General features: G+C 64.4%; 17 protein-coding genes. 12 read left to right on the plus strand and 5 right to left on the minus strand.

Going from position 1 to position 20,278, the window contains the following annotated elements; all coding sequences use genetic code 11:
- Positions 1-25 precede the first annotated feature (25 nt).
- From ACQ4WQ_RS20985 to bla, 7 genes are all read left to right on the plus strand, one after another.
- Complete coding sequence (locus tag ACQ4WQ_RS20985) at positions 26-700, plus strand: CerR family C-terminal domain-containing protein (RefSeq protein WP_436499696.1); 675 nt, start codon at positions 26-28, stop codon at positions 698-700.
- Positions 697-1,905, plus strand: coding sequence for a multidrug effflux MFS transporter (locus tag ACQ4WQ_RS20990; RefSeq protein WP_436499698.1), 1,209 nt, complete (start codon positions 697-699; stop codon positions 1,903-1,905). Before ACQ4WQ_RS20985 ends, ACQ4WQ_RS20990 begins: the two co-directional genes overlap by 4 nt.
- 122 nt (positions 1,906-2,027) lie before the next feature.
- Positions 2,028-3,368 (plus strand): DUF3422 family protein, encoded by a 1,341-nt coding sequence (locus tag ACQ4WQ_RS20995; protein ID WP_326457083.1) that lies wholly within the window; start codon positions 2,028-2,030, stop codon positions 3,366-3,368.
- A gap of 97 nt (positions 3,369-3,465) precedes the next feature.
- On the plus strand, positions 3,466-4,962 hold the full coding sequence (locus tag ACQ4WQ_RS21000; RefSeq protein WP_436499700.1) for a hypothetical protein: 1,497 nt from the start codon (positions 3,466-3,468) through the stop codon (positions 4,960-4,962).
- A 63-nt stretch (positions 4,963-5,025) separates the two neighbouring features.
- Positions 5,026-5,418: a BlaI/MecI/CopY family transcriptional regulator gene (locus tag ACQ4WQ_RS21005; protein ID WP_099664459.1), complete on the plus strand. Its 393-nt coding sequence runs from the start codon at positions 5,026-5,028 to the stop codon at positions 5,416-5,418.
- Positions 5,415-7,172: a M56 family metallopeptidase gene (locus tag ACQ4WQ_RS21010; RefSeq protein WP_436499702.1), complete on the plus strand. Its 1,758-nt coding sequence runs from the start codon at positions 5,415-5,417 to the stop codon at positions 7,170-7,172. Before ACQ4WQ_RS21005 ends, ACQ4WQ_RS21010 begins: the two co-directional genes overlap by 4 nt.
- 82 nt (positions 7,173-7,254) lie before the next feature.
- On the plus strand, positions 7,255-8,184 hold the full coding sequence (gene bla, locus ACQ4WQ_RS21015; RefSeq protein ID WP_436499704.1) for a subclass B3 metallo-beta-lactamase: 930 nt from the start codon (positions 7,255-7,257) through the stop codon (positions 8,182-8,184).
- Between the two features lie 7 nt (positions 8,185-8,191).
- Here bla and ACQ4WQ_RS21020 read toward each other — a convergent pair whose 3' ends face one another.
- Positions 8,192-8,512: a tetratricopeptide repeat protein gene (locus ACQ4WQ_RS21020; protein ID WP_436499706.1), complete on the minus strand. Its 321-nt coding sequence runs from the start codon at positions 8,510-8,512 to the stop codon at positions 8,192-8,194.
- 72 nt (positions 8,513-8,584) lie between these two features.
- Positions 8,585-9,571 carry a zinc-dependent alcohol dehydrogenase family protein gene (locus tag ACQ4WQ_RS21025; RefSeq protein WP_436499708.1) on the minus strand — a complete coding sequence of 329 codons (987 nt, stop codon included), beginning with the start codon at positions 9,569-9,571 and terminating at the stop codon, positions 8,585-8,587.
- Between the two features lie 129 nt (positions 9,572-9,700).
- Here ACQ4WQ_RS21025 and ACQ4WQ_RS21030 point away from each other — a divergent pair, with 129 nt between their 5' ends.
- Genes ACQ4WQ_RS21030 through ACQ4WQ_RS21040 form a run of 3 tightly spaced genes read left to right on the plus strand, consistent with a single transcriptional unit; the run spans position 9,701 to position 13,925 of the window.
- Entirely contained in the window at positions 9,701-10,612 is a 912-nt protein-coding gene (locus ACQ4WQ_RS21030; RefSeq protein WP_436499710.1) for a LysR family transcriptional regulator, read from the plus strand.
- A 55-nt stretch (positions 10,613-10,667) separates the two neighbouring features.
- Positions 10,668-12,758, plus strand: coding sequence for a TonB-dependent siderophore receptor (locus ACQ4WQ_RS21035; protein ID WP_436499712.1), 2,091 nt, complete (start codon positions 10,668-10,670; stop codon positions 12,756-12,758).
- Positions 12,759-12,761: 3 nt separating this feature from the next.
- On the plus strand, positions 12,762-13,925 hold the full coding sequence (locus tag ACQ4WQ_RS21040) for an acetyltransferase domain-containing protein (protein ID WP_436499714.1): 1,164 nt from the start codon (positions 12,762-12,764) through the stop codon (positions 13,923-13,925).
- 7 nt (positions 13,926-13,932) lie between these two features.
- Here the strand turns inward: ACQ4WQ_RS21040 and ACQ4WQ_RS21045 are convergent, their stop codons facing one another.
- The 3 genes from ACQ4WQ_RS21045 to ACQ4WQ_RS21055 all read right to left on the minus strand — a co-directional run bounded on the left by ACQ4WQ_RS21045 (position 13,933) and on the right by ACQ4WQ_RS21055 (position 17,406).
- A complete protein-coding gene (locus ACQ4WQ_RS21045; protein WP_436499716.1) occupies positions 13,933-15,804 on the minus strand; it encodes a hypothetical protein in 1,872 nt (623 codons plus the stop codon).
- Between the two features lie 106 nt (positions 15,805-15,910).
- Positions 15,911-16,441, minus strand: a complete 531-nt coding sequence (locus ACQ4WQ_RS21050) for an isochorismatase family protein (RefSeq protein WP_326457072.1) — start codon at positions 16,439-16,441, stop codon at positions 15,911-15,913.
- A 47-nt stretch (positions 16,442-16,488) separates the two neighbouring features.
- On the minus strand, positions 16,489-17,406 hold the full coding sequence (locus ACQ4WQ_RS21055; RefSeq protein WP_436499718.1) for a LysR family transcriptional regulator: 918 nt from the start codon (positions 17,404-17,406) through the stop codon (positions 16,489-16,491).
- Between the two features lie 120 nt (positions 17,407-17,526).
- Between ACQ4WQ_RS21055 and ACQ4WQ_RS21060 the strand changes: the two genes are divergently transcribed.
- Together ACQ4WQ_RS21060 and ACQ4WQ_RS21065 are read left to right on the plus strand one after the other, a co-directional pair.
- Complete coding sequence (locus ACQ4WQ_RS21060) at positions 17,527-18,744, plus strand: ABC transporter substrate-binding protein (RefSeq protein ID WP_436499720.1); 1,218 nt, start codon at positions 17,527-17,529, stop codon at positions 18,742-18,744.
- Positions 18,745-18,760: 16 nt separating this feature from the next.
- Positions 18,761-20,275: a CoA-acylating methylmalonate-semialdehyde dehydrogenase gene (locus tag ACQ4WQ_RS21065; protein WP_436499722.1), complete on the plus strand. Its 1,515-nt coding sequence runs from the start codon at positions 18,761-18,763 to the stop codon at positions 20,273-20,275.
- Positions 20,276-20,278: the final 3 nt, after the last annotated feature.

Raw genomic sequence — 20,278 nt, forward strand, 5'->3', positions numbered from 1 at the left:
CGACTGTTTAAGTGATGGGATTGGCATGAAGCAAGAAAAGGAAAGCGAGAAAGAAAGCGAACCGGCGCGCGCGCGCATCCTGCAGGCGGCGGTGGAGCTGTTTGCCGACGACGGTTACAAGCTTGCGTCCGTGCGCAGGATCTGCGAAGCGGCCCACGTCAACGTGGCGATGGTCAATTACTATTTTCATGGCAAGGAAGAGCTGTATCTTGCCGCCTTCGACCATGCGCGCGAACTGGCGCGCGCCTCGGCTGCCGACGTGGCCGCCGCGAGCGCGCAGGCGCAGTTGCCGCCCGTGGAACAGTTGCGCCTGGCTATCGAGGCGCTCGTCTCCGATATGTTGCGTTCGGGTCACGCATCGCTGTTCAGCCGTCTGGTGGCGCGCGAGCTGATCGAGCCGACGGCTGCCATCCACAAGCTGGCCGAGCGCAATGTGCGTCCGCAGCACGCCCTGTTTACGGGCTTGATCCGTGGCGTGGTGGGGCCGGCCATGCCGGACGACGTGGTGCAGAAATGCGTGTTCAGCGTGATTGGCCAGGTGGTGTTCTATGCCCGTTCGCGCATCGTGCATGAACTGGTGGTGCCGGAGATTACCTATGACGGGGCGGGTATTGCCGATATCGCCCGGCATATTGCCGCTTTCTCGCTGGCGGCCCTCGACGGCTTGCGCCGCCAGCATTCTGCGCAGGAGCTTGCATGAAGACCAGAAACCTGACCCTGGTGCTGGCCGGGCTGGCCATGCTGGGCCCGTTCGCCACCGATACCTTCCTGCCATCGTTTCCCGCGATCGGCACGCATTTCGACGTCAGCAGCGTGCTGGTGCAGCAGACCCTGAGCGTCTACCTGGCTGCCTATGCCTTCATGACCTTGTTCTACGGCACCTTGTCCGACTCGTTCGGCCGTCGTCCCGTGATCCTGGCATCCTTGCTGATCTTTGCCGTCGGCTCCATCGGCGCCGCCTTCGCCCCCAGCTTTGGCTGGCTGCTGTTCTTCCGCGGCATGCAGGGCGCTTCGGCCGGTGCGGGCAGGGTGATCGGACAAGCCATCGTGCGCGACAGTTTAGCTGGCGCGGCCGCGCAAAAGATGCTGGCTAACATCATGATGGTGTTCGGTATCGCCCCGGCCATCGCCCCCATCATCGGCGGCTGGCTGCACGTGGCCTACGGCTGGCAATCGACGTTCGTGTTCACCTTTGCCGTCACCGTGCTGCTGGCGCTCGCTTGCCTGAAAGGTTTGCCGGAAAGTTTGGCCGTCGAGCATCGTCAGCCTTTTCACCCAGGCAACATCGCGCGCAATTACTGGCTGGCCCTGCGCCACCGGGCGTTCCTCTTGCGTTCGCTGGCCGTGGCCTTTGCCTTTGGCGGCTTTGCGCTGTACATCGCCTCGGCCCCGCATTTCATCCTGGAACTGCTGCACCTGCCGGAAACGGCGTTTGGCTGGATGTTCATCCCCATGGTGGCCGGTTTGGTGCTGGGCTCGGCGCTGTCGGGCAAACTGGCCCACGTGGTGAAAAGCACCGTGCTGGTGCGTTGGGGCTTGCTGGCCATGGCGGCCACGGGGGCGGTCAATATTGCTTACAACCACTGGTTTGCGGCCAGCATCCCGTTCGCCGTCGTGCCCGTGATGCTGTACGCGTTCGGCATGTCGCTGGCCTTGCCGGGCATGACCATGTCCACGCTCGACATTTTCCCGCAGATGCGGGGCCTGGCCGCCTCCCTGCAGAATTTCGTGCAAATGCTGGTGTTTGCGCTGGTGTCCGGTTTTGTCGCACCCTTGCTGTTCGACAGCGCTTTTAAATTGGCGCTGGGACAGGCTTCGGCCGTCGTGCTGGCCGCCGCATTCTGGTGGCTGGGCAGCCGGCAAGGGGCGGGGAAGGGCGTGGCAGGCGTTATCAAAACAACATGACAGGCCTTGGAAAAAGATGGCATGCATTCTGCTTTGTTACACTGTGACAATCAGACCCCCGCTGCGGGCACAGCAGCACGCGCGCGGGTCTAAGCAGTTTTGCAACTTTACCTTTGGCTATCATGCACTTGATTAACTCCAGTTTGAACCACGCCTTGCGCGTGCCGCTGGCTGCGGAAATCCACTCGCGGCCGTTTTTGCAGCTCGATGCCCCCGAGCTGATCACCCATCTGGCCGTCTACAAGGATGACAGCGCGGCGTCCGGTGCCTCGAATATGGCGGCGCAGCACGCCACCCTGGCAGCCCTGTGCACGCATTTCGGCGTCACGCCGCCCGCTGCCGAAGCCAAGTATTTTTATTACGACTTTGGCCGCTTCCGCCTGAAATGGGAGTGCCACACGGAATTTGCCACGTTTACCTTTGCCGAGCATCCTGGTACCGCCTTGCCCCTGGAACAGGCGTTCGAACGCATGCCCCTGGAACAATTGCCGCAGCAATGGCTGGTGGGCTTGAAGGGCAAGCTGATGGTGGCCGCGCACGTGGTGCTGGAACAGGCAACGGAGCCGGCCGAAATCTTCATGCAAGGTTTGTCGCGCGTCTTCGAGGGCAATACCCTGGCCGGCAGCAAGGTGCTGCAGGGCGGTGAATTGTGGACGGATTTCACGATCCAGTCCGACGGCTTCAGCCGTTTCGTTATCCGCGACGCGGGCATGCGCTCGCAGCAGTCGGGCCGTCTGGTGCAGCGCGTGCTGGAAATCGAAACCTACCGCATGATGGCTTTGTTGGGCTTGCCCTACGCCATGCAGGCGGCGCCTTCGTTGAATGCCATCGAGAACGAACTGGCGACCCTGGCCGCCGCCATGGTCGATACGGACGACGCCCCGGGAGCCGGCGACGAGGGTGTCTCCGAACAAGCCTTGCTCGATCGCATCACGCGCCTGGCGGCCCGCATTGAAAAGCTGTCGCTCGACAATAGCTACCGTTTTTCCGCCTCGAAAGCCTACATGGGTCTCGTCAAGGCGCGCATCGAGGAGTTGCGCGAAGAGCGCATCGAAGGCATTCCCACGGTCGAGGAATTCATGGACCGCCGTTTGACGCCCGCCATGAATACGTGCGAAGCGATGTCCAGCCGCCAGGAAGCGATGGCGCAGCGCATTGCCAACACGAATGACTTGCTGCGCACGCGCGTGGGCATCGTGCAGGAATTGCAGAACCGGCAAATCCTGCAATCGATGAACGCCCGCGCCGCGCAGCAGCTGCGGCTGCAGCAAGCGGTGGAGGGTCTGTCTGTCGCCGCCATTTCGTATTACGTGATCGGCCTGTTCAGCTACACGGGCAAGGCGGCCAAGGTGCTGGGGCTGCCCGTGAATCCGGAAATCCTCGTCGGTGCGCTGGTGCCGTTCGTGGCGGCCGGCGTCTGGCTGGGACTGCGCCGCATGCACCACAAGCTGCACGCGGACTGAGCCGGGTAAGCACCCTGGCGGCTCCGGCGGCGCGTACGCCGCGCGCCGCCAATTTTTGCTATCGTGCGGGCCTCACCGTTCGATACAAGGAAATGACGTGCTTGCCAAGGTTGGAGATATTTACAGCGTGTTTTCGTCCAGGCTGCAGCAGTATGTGGCTTGCCAGGTCACCTCCATCGAGGACGACGCTTCGTCCGGCAGGGCGCCGCTGGCCGCCGTCCTGGAGCTGGACTGGGCGGGCGACGCCTTGCCCGATGCGGCGGCCGTGCAATCGATGCGCCCGCTGGTGTGCGATTACTATTTCTGGAACCGCCGTCACGACCACAGTTTCGTCAATGCCAAGGTGCCGCGGGCTTACACCTTGGTGGCCAATATCGCGCCCCTGGTCGATACGCAAGTGAAGAGCTACAGCGGCGGCTGGCACATGGGCGACAGTCTGTATCGGCAGCGCCGCTGGGAGCAGGTCGACCCGGCCAGGCGCTTGCGCTACAAGGCGGCATCGAGCGAGGAAGTGCGCATAGGCGGCCAGGCCTTGTGCCAGAATACGAGCCGCATCGGCGATGGCGTCCTGCAGGCGCTCGGCGATCTGTCCGAACTGGACCAGCTGCCTTGTCTGACGGCGATCGAGACGCGCCACGGCAGCGCGGCGCTGGCCGCCTATATCAACGGCAATCCGATCATCAGCGAAGTGCAGTGGCAGTCATCGACGGTGAGCGAACTCGACTTGAGCAACAGCAATGTCGGCCGCCTCATCGTGCATGCCGAAGGCTTGCAATCGCTACGCCTGAACGAGGGCTTGAACACCCTGATACTGAATGGCGCACCGTCGCCGTCGCTGCGCATCGACGACCCGCATGCAGGGCGCTTCCTGCGCCTGCAGTGTTGCGGCGCCCTGGCGCCATTCCACGGCCTCGATGAATTGATGCACCTGTCGCTGAGCGCGATGTCGACCGTGGATTTCGACGTGGTGGCGCAGCGTTTTCCCGGGCTGACCGACCTGACCGTCTGGGGCAAGCCGGGGCTGGCGTCGAACATGGCCAGCATCGCCACATTGGCCCGCTTGCAAGAGTTCACCGCGTATGAACTGTTTGGCTACGGCCCTGACGACTTCCCCACGCCGGCGCAGTTGCCATCCTTGTCCAGCCTGCACCTTGCCAGCTTGCCGGCCGATGCGGCCAAGGCCATCAAGGCCAGCTATAAAAAGGCCGCAGCGCTGGGCTTGAACCTGTCGGTGACGCGGCCGCGCAAGCCCGAGTGGCTGGCGGAAAACCTGGACAACCCGTTCCGCGACTGGGATGGCCGCGAGCACATCTCGGCGGCATATGCCAGGAAGGCCGCGCAGGCGTATAAAAAACTGCTGGCCACGGCGCGCACCCTTGACGGCGTGAGCGATGCCGAGACTGTGCATGCCATGGCGCAGGAAATGGTCACGGCTTATGTCGCCGTGTTCAACCAGATCGAGCGGCGCTCCAGCATCATCGAGACGGTGGAGCGCGATGAAATCTACGTGGCGCTGGAGCAGGTGCTGACGCAGGCGCAACTGCCCGAGGTAGCGGTGCTGTACGCCTTGTTCGACCGCCTGCGTGATTTCTAGCCGCCTCCACATTCTAGAAAAAAAGTTCTAGACATGGCGTTCTAGAATCGGTATTCTAGCGACATGCTGAAAAATACCTCCACTCCCCATCCCACGGCCGCCGAACTGGACCTGCTGCGCATCCTGTGGCAGCGCGGTCCGTCCGACGCGCGCGCCGTGTACGACGCCCTGGCCGCCGAGCGTGCCGACGCCAGTTACGCCACCGTGCTGCGCCAGTTGCAGCTGATGCATGGCAAGGGCTTGCTGAGCCGCGACGAAAGCCAGCGGCCGCAGCTGTATGCGGCCGTCGAGGCGCAGGAAAAGCTGCAAACGAGTCTGCTCAAGGACTTGATCGGCAAGGTATTTTCCGGTTCCGGCAAGGCGCTCGTGCTGACGGCGCTGCGCGAACACGTGAGCGACGCGGAACGCCTGGAAATTGAAAAAATTCTGAGCAGCAAGGATGGCAAGGCGCCATGAACGTGGACATGCACCTCGGCATCGATGTGGGCAACCTTGTCCCCGCGCTGGGCTGGGTCTTGCTGTATTTCGTCTGGCAGGGCTTGATCGTCGGCGCCGTATCTGCCGTATTGCTCCGGCTGCTGCGCCACGCCAGCGCGCGCTGGCGCTATGCCGTCTGCGCGCTGGCGTTGCTGTTGTGCCTGTGTATTCCCTTTGTGCACCTGCTGTCTCTGCTGTCGGGCGTCTCGCCGGCCCGGCTGCCGCTGGACGCGCCGCCCGCCTGGCGCGCCGCGCTGCAAGCGTGGATGCCGGCCCTGGTGCTGGCCTGGAGCGCCGGTGTCGGCTTGATGAGCTTGCGCCTGTGCCTGGGCCTGGCCTGGGTCGGCAAGCTGCGCCGCCAGGCCGTCGCTGCCCCGGCCATCTGGCAGGCGCGCCTCGATGCGCTGGCTTTGCGCATGGGCTTGCGCCAGCCGCTGCCGCTGAAGCTGCACGGGGGATTGTCCAGTCCTGTCACGGTGGGCTTCTGGCGCCCCGTCATCCTGCTGCCGGCCGCCTTGCTGAGCGGCATGCCCGTCGCCTTGCTCGAAGCGCTGCTGGCGCATGAACTGGCGCACGTGCGGCGCTGGGATTACCTGGTCAACCTGCTGCAAAGCGTGGCCGAGGCGCTGCTGTTTTTCCACCCCGTCGTCTGGTGGCTGTCGGCGCGCATGCGGGCCGAACGGGAGCAGGTGGCCGACGCCCTCGCTGCGCAGGCGCTGCAAGACCCGCAGCAACTGGCCACGGCGCTGCATGCCTTGTCCCTGCACGCTGCCGCGCCGCAGCAAGCCGGCTTGCTGATGTCGGCCCGGGGCGGGGCGCTGCTCACGCGTATCGAACGGCTGATGGCGCCGGGGCTTGATACGGCCGGCTGGAAACTGGCCGTGCCCGCCTTGCTGCTGGCCTGCGCTACCCTGCTGCTGCAGGTGCAGGGCAAGCCTGTCGTCAACGGGACGATGCTGGCCGATGCCGCCGTCGCGATGCTGGACTTGCCCGTCAGCGCGAAACACATGCTGGTATTTGACGACAGCACGGGCCAGGTGCTGATGGCGAAAGATGCGGACGCCGTCGTGCCCATCGCCTCGATCACCAAGCTGATGACGGCCATGGTGGTGCTCGACGCGGCCCTCGACCCCGACGAACAGCTGCGCATCGTGCGCGCCGATGGCGGCTCGTCCTTGCAGCGCCACAGCTTGCTGGCCGACGGCGTGACCGTGTCGCGCGGCGCGCTGTTGCAGCTGGCGCTGCTGCCGTCCGAAAACCGCGCCGCCGCCGCGCTGGCGCGCACCTATCCCGGCGGCAGCGCGGCGTTTCAGCAGGCACTGCAAGCGAAGATCCGCAGCCTGGGCTTGCGCCGCACCACCCTGACGGACCCCGTCGGCAGTTCGCCGGCGAATACGTCCACAGCCAGCGAGGTGGCGAAGATCGTCGCGGCGGCCGCGCGCTATCCGGACATCGCGCGCATCACCAGCCACCCGCAGGCCAGCGTGGCCGTCAATGGCAAGGTCCGCACCTTGCGCAACACGAATCCGCTGGTGGGCGGCAAGGGCTGGGATATTTTATTGTCCAAGACGGGCAGCAGCCACGAGGCGGGCAGCTGCCTGACCATGCGCATGCGCAGCGGCGGCAAGCACGTTACCGTGGTGCTGCTCGATGCCGACGGCGCGCAGCGGCGCTCGCTCGACGCAGGACACATCCGCGACACCCTGGCCGACAGGACTGGCCGCATGCATTGATACCCCCCCCCCAGGGCGCGCCAGTGCGGGTGCCCTTCTTTTTTACACTCTGGAGATGACAATGACACTATTGGCGAAGTTGATGCTGGCTACGGTTGCGACCATGGCGGCAGGCACGGTGCAGGCGAAGACACCGGCCCCGGTGCAGGATAAACCTGTTAATTGCGACAATTGCAAGGAATGGAACGCGCCCGTCAAGCCGTTCAATGTCTTTGGCAATAGCTGGTACGTGGGCACGGCCGGCCTGTCCGCCGTGCTGGTGACGAGTCCGCAGGGCCATATCCTGCTCGACGGCGCGCTGCCGCAATCGGCGCCCCTGATCATCGCGAACATCAAGGCGCTGGGCTTTCGCATCGAGGATGTGAAAGTCATCCTCAATTCCCACGCCCATTGGGATCATGCGGGCGGTATTGCCGCACTGCAGCGGGCCAGTGGCGCCACCGTGATGGCCAGCGCCTCGGGCGCCCTGGGCCTGCAAAGCGGCACGAATGGCAAGGACGATCCGCAATACCAGGCCAATCCCGTCGTGCATGTGGCCAAGGTGGCCAAGGTCAAGGTGGTGGGCGAGGGAGAGGTCGTCAAGGTCGGCCCCCTGGTGCTCACGGCCCACATGACGCCGGGCCACACGCCCGGCGGCACGACATGGACGTGGACCTCGTGCGAAGGCGACCGCTGCCTGAATGTGGTGTATGCGGACAGCCTGAACCCGTATGCCAGCGGCGATTTTACTTACACGGGCAAGGGTGGTTCGACCGATATTTCGGCTTCGTTCGAAGCGAGCATCGCCAAGGTGGCCGCCTTGCCATGCGACATCATCATCCCCGTGCATCCGGGCACGACGGACGTGCTGGGCAAGGCCGCCAGGCGCAGCGGTACGGACAATCCCCTGATCGACGCCAACGCCTGCCGCGCCTACGCTGCCGAAGCGGGCGGTTTGCTGGCCAAGCGCCTGGCGAAGGAACGGGGCGAGGCGGTGCCTCTTGAAGCCAAGGGCGCTGCGCACGCGCACTAAGCCGTTTTTACTGTGCCGCCTGCTGTTTTTGCAGGCGTTTCAGGAACACCGTCATTTCCTTGACGGCTTGCAGGTCGCCTTGCTGCTGGGCCACTGTCACGCCCGTGGTCCAGGCAGCCTGCGCTTCATCCAGCCTGCCCAGCTGGAGCAAGGCCTTGCCCAGCAGTTTCCAGGCGGCGGAATAGCTTGTCTGCTGTTGCGTCGCCTGCGCCAGGTGAATGGCCGCTTGCTCGGCGTCATTGTCTTTCAGGCAGGCGTCGCCCAGGCCAAAGCGCAGCAGGGCGCTGTCGCGGCCCTGCGCCAGCAGTTTTTCCAATTTCTCACGCATGTTCGGATTTCCTTGATATACAAGTTTATTCTTGCATATTAACGCTTCAACCTTCAAGAAACAAGCCGGCAGTCAATCCGCCACATCCACCACCAGCTTGCCGCGCGCGCTGCCGTCCATCTGCGCCACATGCGCCTCGTGTGCCGTGCGCAAGCTAAAGCGGCGCGGATCGAGCCGCACCTGCAGCTTGTCCGTCTCTATTAACTTGTTGGCTTCGCGCAGAATCGCACCATGGCGCGCGTGATGCTCACCGCTCAACAGCGGCAGCAGGGTGAATACACCCGAGTAAGTCGCCGCGCGCGCCGTCAGCGGGCTCAGGGCGAACGTGCCCCAGCCCAGGCAGCTGACGACGTGGCCGCCGTAGAGTCTTGCTGCTTGGAAACTGGCGTCCAGGGTGGTGCCGCCCACCGTGTCGTAGACGATGTCGAAGCCGGCGCCGCCCGTGTGTTCGGCCACGTAGTCGTCCACCGTGCTGGTCCGGTAATCGATGAAGCGCGCGCCCAGCGCTTCGATGGCCGCGCGGCTAGCGGCGCTGCCCGTGGCAGACACCTTCGCGCCCAGGAAGACGGCGAGCTGCACGGCCATGTGGCCCACGCCGCCCGCGCCGCCATGCACGAGCACGGTGTCGCCCGCCTGCACGTGGGCGCGGTCCACCAGCCCTTCCCAGGCCGTGATGAAGACGAGGGGCAGGGCGGCCGCCTCGCGCATGCTCAGTCCTTGCGGCACAGGCGCCAGCAGGGCGGAGTCGAAGACGCCGTACTCGGCCAGCGAACCCTGGATGCCGGCGATGCCGCCCGCCATGCCATACACTGTTGCGCCAACGTGAAAAGTCGTCACGCCATCGCCCACGGCCGCCACCGTGCCGGCCACGTCGATGCCGAGGATGGCGGGCAGGCTGGGCCCGGCGTGCGGTGCGGCGCCGGCGGCGATCTTCGCGTCGAGTGGATTGACGCCGCTGGCGGCGATACGCACGAGGACTTGCCCGGGGCCGGGCTGCGGCACGGGCAGGTGCTCGATGCTCATGGGGACGGCAAAGCGGGTGAGGACGAGGGCTTGCATGGGATTCTCCTGTGGTTGATGCCCCCAGTCTAGGCGGGAAGGGCATAAAGAAAAACGGGACGCGGCCCGATGCACTATTTCAGTATCGTGGATAATCGCCTGCATCAAGGCATCAACAGGGAAACAGGCATGGACAGGCTGGAAGCGATGAAGGTGTTTTGCGCCGTGGTCGAGGCGGGCGGCTTCAGCAAGGCGGCGCAGCGCCTGGGCATCTCGACCTCGTCGGTGACGAACCAGGTGGCGGCGCTGGAAAAGCATTTCGGCGTGCGCCTCTTGCAGCGCACCACGCGCAGCATGTCGCTGACGGCCGAAGGCCGGCACTGCCATGCGCAGGCGCGCCAGGTGCTGGCCGACATGGCCGCGCTGGAAGCCAGTCTTGAACAGGCGGCCGGGAAACCCTCGGGCAGCTTGCGCGTGGATATGCCCAGCAGCATCAGCCGCAATCTGGTGGCGCCCGCCTTGCCCCGCTTTACCGCCGCCTATCCCGACATTTCCCTGCGCCTGACGGTCAGCGACCGCCTGGTCGACATGGTGGAAGAGGGCATCGACGTGATGCTGCGCATCGGCGAACCGCAGGATTCGTCGCTGGTGGCGCGCAGCCTGCTGAACATGGATTATCTGTGCTGCGCTTCCCCCGCCTTCATCGCCCGGCATGGCGTGCCGCGCACGCCGCAGGAACTGGACCAGTTTGCCTGCCTGCATTTCCTGTATCCGAAAGCGCGCCAGGTGCGGCCCTGGCTGTTCCAGGATGGGGAAGCAGGCGAGCCGTACGCCCACACGCCGGCTGCCGCCTTGTCTTTCGACCATATCGAATCGATGATCGCCGCCGCCCAGGCCGGTTGCGGCATCGTACAGGCGCTATCCGTCTCCGTGCTGCAGCCGCTGCGCGAAGGGACCCTGGTGCCTGTGCTGCAAGCGTTCCGCACGCGGGGACCGGACTTGTGGGCGCTGTTCCACCCGCGCCAGCTGCGCGCCGCCAAGGTGCAGGTGTTCGTGGAGTTTTTGGCGCAGATTGTTGCCGAGGGCTTTAATGAGAATTGATTATCAATTATAATGCAAGCCTATTGCATTGATTTGCGCCCTTGCCAGGAATTCCATGTCCGTGTTTTTACGCCGCCCTGTGGCGCTTTTATTTGCCGCCGCCAGCCCCTGGTCACTGGCAATCGATGACGTGCAGGCCGACGATGTTGTCACCGTCAGCGCCGAGCGCCAGCATTACCGCAGTCTGTCCGCCACGGGCGCCACCAAGACGGACGCTTTATTGATGGACTTGCCGCAAAGCGTGCGCGTGCTGACCAGCGACCTGTTGCGCGACGCGGGCGTGACGACTTTGGCCGGCGCGCTGGACCTGGCCAGCGGTATTTCAAAACAAAGTCCGCTGGGCGGCCTGTGGGACAGCTACGCCATGCGCGGTTTCACGGGCGATCCGAATTTCGGTTCCGACTACATGGTCAACGGCTTCAGTTCCAGCCGCGGCTACAACGGCATGCGCGACGGCGGCAATACGCAGAATGTGGAAGTGCTCAAAGGCCCCGCATCGGCCCTGTACGGCCGGGGCGAGCCGGGCGGCACGGTGAACATCACGACGAAAAAGCCGAAGTTCGCACCCGAATACAGCGCCGACGTATCGCTGGGCAGCTTCCAGACGCGCCGCGCCGCGCTGGACTTGACGGGACCGTTGAGCGACACCGTCGCCTACCGCCTGAACGCCGCGCATGAGGAGGGGCACAGCTTCCGCGATACGCTGAAAGTCGAGCGCAGCCTGTTGTCTCCCTCGTTTATCTGGCTGGCGGGCGAGCACACGACCGTCTCGTATGAAATCGAAGCGGTGCGCCAGCGCGCGCCATTCGACCGGGGCGTGGTGGCCTTGAACGGCAAGCTGGGAGCCGTGCCTGTCTCGCGTTTCCTGGGCGAGCCGGGCGACGGCCCCATGACGGTCAAGTCGCTGGGGCAGCAGCTGTTTATCCACCACGCGCTGTCCGACGACTGGACGGTGCAGGCGGGCGCTTCCTGGCGCGACAGCGAATTGCGCGGTTATTCGACCGAGGCGAACAAGCTGCTGGCCGATGGCCGCACCCTGAACCGCCAGCGCCGCCACCGCGATTTCTCGGCCACTGACGTCTCCGCCCGCCTTGAAGTGCTGGGCAAGTTCCGCACGGGCGCGCTGGCGCACGAGGTGCTGGCCGGCATCGACGCCTATCGCTTCGACGACCACCGCGTGCAGCTGCGGCGCAATCCCTCGGCCGCGAATGCCTATGCCATCGACATTTTCCATCCCGTGTATGGCGGCAGGGCCGCTCCGCTGGCCCTGTCCATCGACACGCAGGAAGGGCAACGGGCGCGCGGCCTGTATGCGCAGGACCAGATCGACCTGGGCGCCCGATGGAAGGCGCTGCTCGGCGTGCGCCGCGACAGTTACACGCAGGACGTGGCGAACCATCGCCTGAACGCGCGCAACCGCCAGTCGCTGTCGGCCACCAGCCCCCGCGCGGGCCTCGTGTATCAGCCGTCGACAATGTGGTCGCTGTACGCGAGCGCGGCGAAGGGTTTCCGGCCCAACAGCGGCATCAGCATCGATAACCAGGCTTTCCCGGCCGAGCGCAGCCGTTCGTATGAACTGGGCGCGAAGCTGGAAACGGGCAAGCTGACGGGCACCGTGGCCGTGTACGACATCCGCAAGAGCAGTGTGCTGACGACGAATCCCGCCAACACGGATTTCGCCATCGCGGCGGGCGAGGTGGGCAGCCGGGGCCTGGAACTGGACGTGTCGGGCGAACTGGCGCGCGGACTGCGCGTCTCGGGCGCCTATGCCTACACCAACGCCACCGTCACGCGCGGCGACAATACGATCGTGACGGGCAGCCGCTTCGCCAACGTGCCGCGCCATAGCGCCAACGTAATCGCCACGCAACAATTCGCGCTGGGTACGGGCACGGCCAGCGTGGGCGGCGGTTTTCAGTATGTGGGCGAACGCCTGGGCGACGTGGCCGTCAGCAGCCAATTTACCCTGCCGGCCTACACGACGGCCAGATTGCTGGCGTCGTATGCGCCCAACGCCAGACTGCGATTCGCGCTGAGCGTGGAAAACCTGTTCAACCGCAGCTACTATGCCAGTTCCTACAGCCAGCTGTGGGTGGCGCCGGGGGCCGAGCGCACGCTGAACTTGAATGCCCATTACCGTTTTTAAGGGATGACGATGACCTTGACTACATCTGCCACCCTGCGCACCCGCATCGCCGTCATCGACGTGCTGCGCGGCCTCGTCATGCTGATCATGCTGTTCGACCATGTGCGCGAGACCGTGTTTTTACATCACCAGGTGGGCGACCCCATGGATGCGGCCCACGTCGATCCGGCCCTGTTCTTCACGCGCCTGGCGGCCCACGTGTGCGCGCCCATGTTCGTTTTCCTGACGGGCCTGTCCGCCTGGCTGTACGCGCATCCGGCGGCCGGTCCTCGCAGTGCTAGCGGCTTCCTGTTCAAGCGGGGCTTGCTGCTGGTCGTGCTGGAACTGGTGTTCGTCAATTTCGCCTGGAGCGGGGCGTTTCCGCCCGCCGTGCTGTACCTGCAGGTGATCTGGGTCATCGGCCTGGCCATGATGGCGCTGGCCGTGCTGCACCAGCTGCCTTTGAAAGTGCTGATCGTGCTCGGTGTGGCGATTATCGCGGGCCAGCATTTGATGACCGGCTTGCGCGCGCAAGAGGGCAGCCTTGGCTATTACGCGCTGACGGTGCTGCTGCAACGCGGCTATCTGGTGGCGGACGGGGCCATGCAGATCAAGGTCAGCTATCCGCTGCTGCCGTGGATAGGCGTGATCGTGCTCGGCTATGCGGCCGGGCCCCTGTATGCGCGCAGCCGCTCGCCGGAGGGAAGGCGCCGCCTGCTGCTGGCGCTGGGCGCGGGCAGCTTGCTGCTCTTGGGCCTGCTGCGCGGCTTCAATCTGTATGGCGAAACCCTGCCGTGGGTGACGGGCGACACGGCCTTGCGCACGGCCATGAGCGTGCTGAACTTCACGAAATATCCGCCGTCGCTGGACTTTTTGCTGTTCACCCTGGGTCTGGGCTTGCTGGCCCTGGCCTGGCTGGAAAGCGTCGATAACGGGTTCACGCGGGCTTGCGCCACCTTTGGCGGCGCGCCCATGTTCTATTACTTGCTGCACCTGTATCTGCTGCTGGCCATCGGTATCACCCTGACGGCCGTGCTGGGCGCCAATCACGGCGCCCGTTATGGCGTCGAGCACATCTGGCAAGTGTGGCTGCTGGCCTTGCTGCTGATGCCCGTGCTGTACTTCCCCTGCCGCGCGTTTGCCAGCTACAAGCGCGCGTCGAAGCAGGCGTGGGTGCGTTATTTCTGAGCCATGCCTACTTGCAGTACAGCCTGTCGATGCTATGCGCCGATGCCAGGTAATGCCGCGTCTGCCACGCGATGGCCACGCGGTAGGCGCACGGCGGGTCCAGCGCCACGTTGACGGGGAAGCCGCCATTGTTGCCTGACAGGTGAGGCCCGCCCGCGCCGCCGCGGAACAGATAATTGCTCGGTGGCGGAGGCGGCGTGAAACTGGCGGCCGGCAGCGGTGGCGGCGGATGCTGGATGCCGTTGTTGTTGGAAATCGTGATATTGAAAAAGCGCAAATGCGGATGGTCGATCGTGTACAGGATATGCACGAGGCCGCCCGCGATGGGGTTGCAGGCATTGCTGCGCAATTCTTCCAGGTCCAGCGCCACGATGACGGGCGAATTGTCGAAGACGATGGAGTCGAGGCCGTCCGTGGCCACCAGCGCCAGGGTATTGCCATCGCGCACTTCGAAGCCCAGGCGGTAGCGGCGTATCGGTTCGCTTTCGGCCGTCGTCAGGCTGCGGCCCGCGTCGAGTATCGGCAAGCCGCCCGGCAGCTTGGCCGGATGCAGGCTGGTGATGGCGGGCGTATTCACGGTCAGCAGGTCGAAGGTGCGCAGGAAGATATTCTGCTGCACGATGACGATGGCCGTCGTGCCGTCGCGCATGTCCACGGTGACTTGCTTGCCATCGACCCGTATCCAGCCGCCCGGTTTCAAGTCGCCCGCGTCGATGATGACGGGCGCCGAGTCGCCGAGACCCAGTCCGTTCGTATAAAACACATAGCCGACGTGCGTGCCGAGCACTTGCGTCAGTGGCGCCAAACTGGCGGGCGCCACCGTGGGGATGGCTGTCGGGTCGTCCGTGCCGCCGGGCCACGTCCATTCGCCGATCAGGAAGCGGTATTCGAGCGGATTGGCGGGGATGGCGCTGTTGCGCAGCGGGCAATTGCCTTTCAATGTGACGCCACCGGCGAACACATACGAGGCGGCCGCGCCGCCCGCATAGCCTTGCGCGGAAAAGCCGGCCAGCGAGGGAAACGGGTGGATGTCGAAGATTTCCACCTGCTGCCAGTGGGGCACGCCTTCCACGTCGGGCGGCAGGACGTCTTTCGAGCACAATTCCACGCAGAAACAGTGGCCCACGTTTTCGCGTCCCGGCTGGCGGCCGTTGGCCTGCGTTTCCGACAGGATGGTGACGCTGCCCAGCTGCGCCGTGAAATACACGTCGGGGCCGCTGGTGAATTCCACGTTGATGAACGGCGAGAACGGCGTGAGCGTGAAGTCCGACGTCAGGTAGTCGATGCGGAAGCGCCCGCTGGTATCCGTCACCGCAACGCCCAGCGCATCGTCCTGCAGCCAGTCCGCGTCGAAGGCGCGCACGGTCGCGCCCGTGATCGGCGTGTGGGGCGCGTCGCAGGTGCGCAGCCGGCCGCAGATGGTCCAGGCGCCGAAACGGGCGCGCACCAGGCACCAGAAGCGCTGCGGCAGGCAGTAATCCCAGATAGCGACGAAATCGTTGTCGACCTGGCGCCAGCGCGGCTGGATGGTGGTGATGGAAAACTGCAGCGGCATGGGGTCTTTCGGCCCCGGTTTCAAATGCGGCACGGTAGGGCACAGGATATCGACTTCGACGGCCTCGCCCTGGTAATCGCCTTCCAGGGTGAAACTGTAGTTGCCGTCGTCATCCGTGCGCGCTTCGGCCAGCAAAAACGGTGCTTTCGCCCGCACTTCCTCATCGGTGAGGATGGCAAACGTTTCCTTGGCGCTGGCCACGGCCAGGGCCGTGACGTTTTGCGATTCGCGCGGCCGGTACAGGCGCACGATGACGTGTGACAACGGTTCAGGACACTCGGCACAGATCAAGCCGCACAGCTTGCCCCGCAGGATATAGGCCATGATGGTTCTCCAGCTCGGTTAGACAACTGCGCCGCTCGCAGTGGCGGCGCTGTTACCAAGCTAGCAAATGGGCAGCCGATGGGCTTGATCCTGCGTAAAGGAGTGCTTATTTGATTAACGCCAATACCTCGCGGAAACGCGGGTGCTTGCAGTCGCGCAGCCATTCAAAGGCCAGCATTTCCACCGTCACCAGCTGCGCGCCCAGCTTGCCGAGGCGGGCCAGCGCCGCGTCGCGGCTGGCGGCCTGGCGCGAACCGACGGCGTCGATGGCGATGATGACGTCATATCCGAGCTCGAGCAGGCCGACGGCCGTCTGCAGCATGCACACATGTGCTTCGCAACCGGTGACGACGATCTGTTTGCGCCCGGCGGGCAGCATGTCCTGCAAGCCATCAAAGCAGGCGCCGAAATGCGTCTTGTGCAAGGTCCGTTCGCACAGGGCGGCGATTTCCTCCACGTTCGGCCCCAGTCCCTGGCGGTTCTGTTCCGTGCCCAGCACGGGCACGTCGAGCAGGCGGGCAATCTTTGCCAGGCGCAGGTTTTGCGCCAGCACCAGGCCGGCATCGTGGATGGCCGGCATCAAGCGGCCTTGCAGGTCGACAATGACCAGTACGGCCTGGTTTGCATCCATCAGCATGGCGATCTCCTTATTCATATGTGGCGACAGGACAGTGTAGCGCGCAGTCAGCTTGGCCAGCTGGGCGTGGCCGTCTCGCCCATCAGGTAGGCGTGATTCAAATCGATGGCGCCGCGCAGGTAGTTCCACAGGGCGCTGACCCGGGCGATGTTGCGCCGCTCGCTGGGCGAAATCATCCAGAAGGCGCGCAGCAGGTCGATCTCGCCGTCGAGCACGGGCACCAGTTCGTTCGACTGCTGCGCCACGAAGCAGGGCAGGATCGCCAGCGCCTGGCCCGCGCGCGCCGCGTGGTACTGGGCGATGACGCTGGTGCTGCGGAACGCGCGCAGGGAGTCGGGCGCCACGTTGTCCATGTAGCGCAGCTCCGAACTGAAGACCAGGTCGTCCACGTAGCCGATGATCGGGTGCTGCGCCAGCTGCGCCACGCTGGTGATCGCTGCGTGGCGCGCCAGGTAGGCCGGCGTGGCGTACAGTTTCAGCCGGTAGTCGGACAATTTGGTCACCACGTACGGGCCGGACAGGGGGCGCTCGATGGAAATGGCCACGTCCGCCTCGCGCTTGGACAGGCTGACGAAACGGGGCACGGCGATCAGGTCCACGCTGATGTGCGGGTAGCGTCCGCAAAACTGCGCCAGGTGGGGCGCCAGCACGATGGCGCCGAAGCCTTCCGTGGCGCCCAGGCGCACCTGGCCCGACAGCAATCGGTTGTGTTCGCCCAGCTCCTCGGTGGCGGCAAACACCGTGCTTTCCATCGTTTCCGCGTATTCCATCAGGCGGTGGCCTTCGGGCGTCAGCTGGTAGCCCACGTAATTGCGGTCGAACAGTTGCGTGCCCACCTGCTCCTCGAACTTGCGCATGCGCCGCGACACGGTGGAATGGTCGATGCCCAGCTTTTTCGCCGCATCGACGAGGCCGGCGCTGCGCGTCAGTTCCAGGAAGACCCGTACATTGTCCCAATCGAGCATGTCTTGTCTCCTTGTGCATTTTTGCAAAGGAATTATGCATTAATTTCACTTGAGTGCATATTTTTACACATGCAGAATGCATCTATACCTATAAGAAAACCCATTCACCTGGAGACACGCATGAAAAAAACCGTTCTGGCCATGGGCGCGCTGGCGCTTTCCCTGTCTTTCACTGGCGCGCACGCGCAGATTTCCGATGGCGTCGTCAAGGTCGGCATCCTGACCGACATGTCCGGCCCGTATTCGGCCATGGGCGGGCGCGGCTCCGTCGTCGCCAGCCAGATGGCCGTCGAGGATTGTCTGAAGGCCGAATGCAAGGGCATGAAGATCGAGATCCTCTCGGCCGACCACCTGAACAAGGCCGACATCGCCGCCTCCAAGGCGCGCGAATGGCTGGACCGCGACAAGGTCGACGCCATCGCCGATCTGACCAATTCCTCGGTGGCCCTGTCCGTGCAAAAACTGATGAAGGAGAAGGGCGGCATCGCCATGTTCAGCGGCCCTGCCACGGGGCGCCTGACGAACGAGGATTGCTCGCCGAACGGCTTCCACTGGATGTTCGACACGTATTCGCAGGCGGCCGGCACGGCGGCGGCGCTGACCAAGCTGGGACAAAAATCGTGGTATTTCGTCACCGTCGATTACGCCTTCGGCCACTCGCTGGAAAAGGACGCCAGCGAAGTCGTCAAGCGCAATGGCGGCACGGTGCTGGGCGCCGTGCGCCATCCGTTGAACGCCTCCGATTTCTCGTCCTTCCTGGTGCAGGCGCAAGGCTCGAAGGCGCAGGTGATCGGCCTGGCCAACGGCGGCGCCGACACCGTCTCGGCCATCAAGCAGGCGCGCGAGTTCCGCATCGGCAGCGGCAAGGACCAGCGCCTGGCCGCCTTGCTCGTGTTCCTGTCCGACGTGCATGCGCTGGGGCTGGAAACGGCCCAGGGCCTCGTCTACGCGGATGGTTTTTACTGGGATTACGATGACCGCAGCCGCGCGTTTGCCAAGCGCTTCGAGGCGCTCAACAAGGGCGCCAAACCGACCATGGTGCAGGCGGGCGTGTATTCGAGCGTCTACCACTACCTGAAATCGGTGGCGGCCGCGAAGAGCGACGACTCGAAGATCGTCGCCCAGAAAATGCGCGAGCTGCCCATCAAGGATGCCGTCATGAACAACGCCTCGATCCGCCCCGACGGCCGCGTCATCCACGACATGTACCTGGTGCAGGTGAAGACCCCGGCCGAATCCAAAGGCGCGTGGGATTACCTGAAAGTGCTGTCCACCATCCCCGCCGACCAGGCCTTCAAGCCGATGGATGCGGCGGCGTGCAATCTCGTTAAAAAATAATCACGGAGCCAAACAAATGAACCAAGCCCTCACCTCAGTTCCCGCCGTTCCCCTGCACATTGCCGGCAAGCATCACGCATCGAGCAGCACGGAATGGCGCGACGTCGTCAATCCGGCCACGCAGGAAATCGTCGCCAGGGTGCCGTTTTCCACGCCCGACGAAGTCAATCTGGCCGTCGCCACGGCCAAGGAAGCATTTAAAACGTGGCGCAATACCCCGCTGGCGGCGCGCATGCGCATCATGCTCAAGTACCAGCACCTGATCCGCGAAAACATCGGCGCCCTGGCCGAACTGATCACGCGCGAACATGGCAAGACCCTGCCCGACGCGGAAGGGGAAGTGATGCGCGGTCTGGAAGTGGTGGAGCACGCGTGCTCGATCGCCACCCTGCAGCTGGGCGAGATCGCGGAAAACGCGGCCACGGGCGTCGATGTCTACAATATCTACCAGCCGCTGGGCGTAGGCGCCGGCATCACGGCGTTCAATTTCCCCGTCATGCTGCCATGCTTCATGTTCCCGATTGCCATCGCCTGCGGCAATACCTTTGTGCTGAAACCGTCGGAGCAGGACCCGTCATCGAGCATGTACCTGGTCGAACTGATGTACCAGGCGGGCTTGCCGGCGGGCGTGCTGAACGTCGTGCATGGCGGCGCCGACGTCGTCAACATGCTGTGCGACCATCCCGACATCAAGGCCGTCTCCTTCATCGGCTCCACCCACGTGGGCACGCATGTCTACCGCCGCGCCAGCGAATCGGGCAAGCGCGCGCAATCGATGATGGGCGCGAAAAACCATTGCGTGGTGCTGGCCGACGCCAACAAGGAGCAGGCGATCAATAACCTGATCGGCGCCGCGTTCGGCGCGGCCGGCCAGCGCTGCATGGCCAATTCCGTCGTGGTGCTGGTGGGCGAGGCGCGCTCCTGGCTGCCGGAAATCGTCGCCCGTTCGCAAGCGCTGAAAGTGGGACCGGGCAGCGACCGCACGGCCGACCTGGGACCGATGGTCTCCAGGGCCGCCATGCAGCGGGCGGAAAAACTGATCCAGGCGGGCGTGGACGAAGGTGCGCAGCTGCTGCTCGACGGCCGCGGCCACAAGGTGGCCGGCTACGAGGGCGGCAACTTCATGGGGCCGACGATTTTCTCGAAGGTGGCAGCGTCGAACTCCGTCTACACGCAGGAAATCTTCGGCCCCGCCATGTGCGTGGTCGAAACCGATACGCTCGACGAAGCGATCGCCTTCATCAACGCCAACCCGAACGGCAACGGCACGTCGATCTTCACCTCGTCCGGCTGGGCGGGGCGCAAGTTCCAGAACGAGATCGACGTGGGCCAGGTGGGCATCAACGTGGCCATTCCCGTGCCCGTCGCCTATTTCAGCTTCACGGGTTCGCGCGCGTCGAAACTGGGCGACCTGGGCCCGAACGGCAAGCAGGCGCTGTACTTCTGGACGCAGACGAAGACTGTCACGGCGCGCTGGTTCGCCCCGGACGATGGCGGCAGCGGCGTCAATACCACCATCTCGATGAAATAAGGA

Source organism: Janthinobacterium goodfellowi (assembly GCF_051380695.1).
Lineage (GTDB): Bacteria > Pseudomonadota > Gammaproteobacteria > Burkholderiales > Burkholderiaceae_D > Janthinobacterium.

Excerpts from the sequence above, each read along its gene's own strand:
- ACQ4WQ_RS21030 (WP_436499710.1), top strand. The coding sequence starts at position 9,701 with ATGGACAGGCTGGAAGCGATGAAGGTGTTTTGCGCCGTGGTCGAGGCG.
- ACQ4WQ_RS21045 (WP_436499716.1), bottom strand. The coding sequence starts at position 15,804 with ATGGCCTATATCCTGCGGGGCAAGCTGTGCGGCTTGATCTGTGCCGAG.
- ACQ4WQ_RS21065 (WP_436499722.1), top strand. The coding sequence starts at position 18,761 with ATGAACCAAGCCCTCACCTCAGTTCCCGCCGTTCCCCTGCACATTGCC.
- ACQ4WQ_RS20985 (WP_436499696.1), top strand. The coding sequence starts at position 26 with ATGAAGCAAGAAAAGGAAAGCGAGAAAGAAAGCGAACCGGCGCGCGCG.
- ACQ4WQ_RS21020 (WP_436499706.1), bottom strand. The coding sequence starts at position 8,512 with ATGCGTGAGAAATTGGAAAAACTGCTGGCGCAGGGCCGCGACAGCGCC.
- ACQ4WQ_RS21025 (WP_436499708.1), bottom strand. The coding sequence starts at position 9,571 with ATGCAAGCCCTCGTCCTCACCCGCTTTGCCGTCCCCATGAGCATCGAG.
- ACQ4WQ_RS21035 (WP_436499712.1), top strand. The coding sequence starts at position 10,668 with ATGTCCGTGTTTTTACGCCGCCCTGTGGCGCTTTTATTTGCCGCCGCC.
- ACQ4WQ_RS21010 (WP_436499702.1), top strand. The coding sequence starts at position 5,415 with ATGAACGTGGACATGCACCTCGGCATCGATGTGGGCAACCTTGTCCCC.
- ACQ4WQ_RS21050 (WP_326457072.1), bottom strand. The coding sequence starts at position 16,441 with ATGCTGATGGATGCAAACCAGGCCGTACTGGTCATTGTCGACCTGCAA.
- ACQ4WQ_RS21055 (WP_436499718.1), bottom strand. The coding sequence starts at position 17,406 with ATGCTCGATTGGGACAATGTACGGGTCTTCCTGGAACTGACGCGCAGC.
- ACQ4WQ_RS20995 (WP_326457083.1), top strand. The coding sequence starts at position 2,028 with ATGCACTTGATTAACTCCAGTTTGAACCACGCCTTGCGCGTGCCGCTG.
- ACQ4WQ_RS21005 (WP_099664459.1), top strand. The coding sequence starts at position 5,026 with ATGCTGAAAAATACCTCCACTCCCCATCCCACGGCCGCCGAACTGGAC.
- ACQ4WQ_RS21060 (WP_436499720.1), top strand. The coding sequence starts at position 17,527 with ATGAAAAAAACCGTTCTGGCCATGGGCGCGCTGGCGCTTTCCCTGTCT.
- ACQ4WQ_RS21040 (WP_436499714.1), top strand. The coding sequence starts at position 12,762 with ATGACGATGACCTTGACTACATCTGCCACCCTGCGCACCCGCATCGCC.
- ACQ4WQ_RS20990 (WP_436499698.1), top strand. The coding sequence starts at position 697 with ATGAAGACCAGAAACCTGACCCTGGTGCTGGCCGGGCTGGCCATGCTG.
- bla (WP_436499704.1), top strand. The coding sequence starts at position 7,255 with ATGCTGGCTACGGTTGCGACCATGGCGGCAGGCACGGTGCAGGCGAAG.